This is a genomic window from Nocardioides sp. (assembly GCF_034670285.1).
Lineage (GTDB): Bacteria > Actinomycetota > Actinomycetes > Propionibacteriales > Nocardioidaceae > Nocardioides.
Map to the genome: position 1 here is coordinate 1 of NZ_JAXMNS010000520.1, position 2145 is coordinate 2145.

A 2145-nucleotide genomic window follows, 5' to 3' on the forward strand; every position below is an offset into this window, starting at 1 on the left:
CATGCGCACCCCCGTCGGTACCCACGTCCTGATGGGCCCCGGGCTCGTCAAGGGCGCTCTCGCGTCGGCTGACGAGCTCGGCTGCGAGTCGTTCCAGATCTTCGTCGGCAACCCCCGCGGCTGGGCGCTGAGCGCCGGCAAGCCGGCGGAGGACGCGGCCTTCGCCGCCGCGATCGCCGAGAGCCGCCAGCGGGTCTTCATCCACACGCCATACCTCGTCAACCTCGGCTCCCCCACCGCCGCGACCTACGAGAAGTCGGTCGCCCTGGTCGCCCACAACCTCACGCGAGCCGCCGAGATCGGCGCCGAGGGCGTCGTCGTCCACACCGGGTCGTACGTCGACCCGGCAGGCCCCGACGGTGCCGGCGCCGTCGAGCGGCATGCCGCGGCGCTGCGCCAGGTGCGCGAGGGACTGCTCCCCCTGCTCGACACGATCGCGGACGACGACGCCCCCTGGCTCCTGCTCGAGCCCACCGCCGGCCAGGGCCGCTCCCTGTGCGCCGGGGTCGACGACCTCGAGGCCTACCTCGGAGCGCTCGACGACCACCCCAAGGCCGGCATCTGCCTCGACACCTGCCACGTCTTCGCCGCGGGCGCACCGCTCGACGAGCCCGGCGGCGCGACCGCGACGCTCGACCGGCTCGTCGAGCTCGGCGGGTCCGGCCGGCTGCGCCTGGTCCACGCCAACGACTCGATGGACGTGCGGGGCGCGATGAAGGACCGCCACCCGAAGATCGGCGCGGGTCACATCGGCGCCGCTGCCTTCAGCGAGCTGTTCGCGCACCCCGCCACCGAGGGAGTGCCGTTCATCCTCGAGACGCCGGGCTCCCGCGCAGTGGGCGACCCCGACCTCGCGCTGCTCAAGAGCCTGCGGTGAGCCTCCTCGCCGGTCGCGTGCGACCGTCGACGACGACCCTGGCCACGGTGGCGCTGCTGGCCATGACGGCGAGCTGGGGCTCGACGTTCTTCCTCATCAAGGACCTCCTCGACCGGGTCCCGACGCTCGACTTCCTCGCCGTCCGCTTCGCCATCGCGGGCCTGGCGATGGTCGTGGTCGCGCCTCGCGCCATCGGCCGCCTCTCCCCTGAGCTGCGGCGCCGCTCGATCGCCCTGGGGGCGCTCTACGGACTGGCCCAGATCCTCCAGACGGCGGGGCTGGCGCACACTGCCGCGAGCGTGTCGGGCTTCATCACCGGGCTGTACGTCGTCGCCACGCCGCTGCTGGCCGCCGTCCTGCTCCGCACCCGGATCACCGGGTTCACGTGGGCCTCGGTGGCCCTCGCCACCGCCGGCCTCGGCGTGCTCACCCTCGACGGCGTCGCCCTGGGCTACGGCGAGGCGCTCACCCTGGTCGCCGCGGTGCTCTACGCCCTGCACATCGTGGCCCTCGGTGCGTGGTCGACGGCGCAGGACGCCCTGGGGATGTCGATCGTGCAGCTGCTCGTGATCGCGGTGATCTGCCTGGTCGCCACGGCCCCCGACGGCATCGTGCTCCCGGCGACCACCGCCGACTGGGTCTCGGTGGTCTACATGGCGCTCGTGGCCGGGGCGCTGGCCCTCATCGCGCAGACCTGGGCCCAGGCCCACCTCGCGCCCACCCGCGCCGCGATCGTGATGAGCATGGAGCCGGTCTTCGCCGCGACCTTCGCCGTCGGACTGGGCGGGGAGACCCTCACCTGGCGGATCCTGGCCGGCGGGGCGATGGTGGTCACCGCGATGCTCGTGGTCGAGGCCGGTCCGCGGCGCGCCATCGAGGGCGAGGTCCAGCACCTCGCGGTGTGACGGGTGCGGCGGGGGCTGCCGTACGCGCCGCTGTACGGGCCGTCATACGGCTGCCGTGACGAAACTCCCGCTTCTTGTACGGAGTTCCGCACCACAAGCGGGAGTTTCACCGCTGAAGTGGTGAAACTCCCCCCGAGCGACCACGGCCGTCCCAGCCCGTGACACGCCCGGACCACGCTCAGGCAGGTCGGGCTAGAGTCACTCACGTGGCGCACACCTATTTCTTTGGACACCTGCCGGGAGCACCCGTGCAGGCTCGTTCGTAGACGCGCCCGCACCCACCAACGCCCCGGCTCGAGCCGGGGCGTTTGTCATGTCCGGGCCGGAGCCGGGGTCCACGCCAGAAAACAGAGGAATCACCAT

The 2145-nt window shown here is 72.6% G+C and carries 2 protein-coding genes; both read left to right on the plus strand.

The window, feature by feature from the left end; all coding sequences use genetic code 11:
* Position 1: 1 nt before the first annotated feature.
* Positions 2–877, plus strand: a complete 876-nt coding sequence (locus VOI19_RS18485) for a deoxyribonuclease IV (RefSeq protein ID WP_323794409.1) — start codon at positions 2–4, stop codon at positions 875–877.
* Positions 874–1782: a DMT family transporter gene (locus VOI19_RS18490; RefSeq protein ID WP_323794410.1), complete on the plus strand. Its 909-nt coding sequence runs from the start codon at positions 874–876 to the stop codon at positions 1780–1782. The genes VOI19_RS18485 and VOI19_RS18490 overlap by 4 nt, the downstream gene beginning before the upstream one ends.
* The last annotated feature ends 363 nt before the right edge of the window (positions 1783–2145 follow it).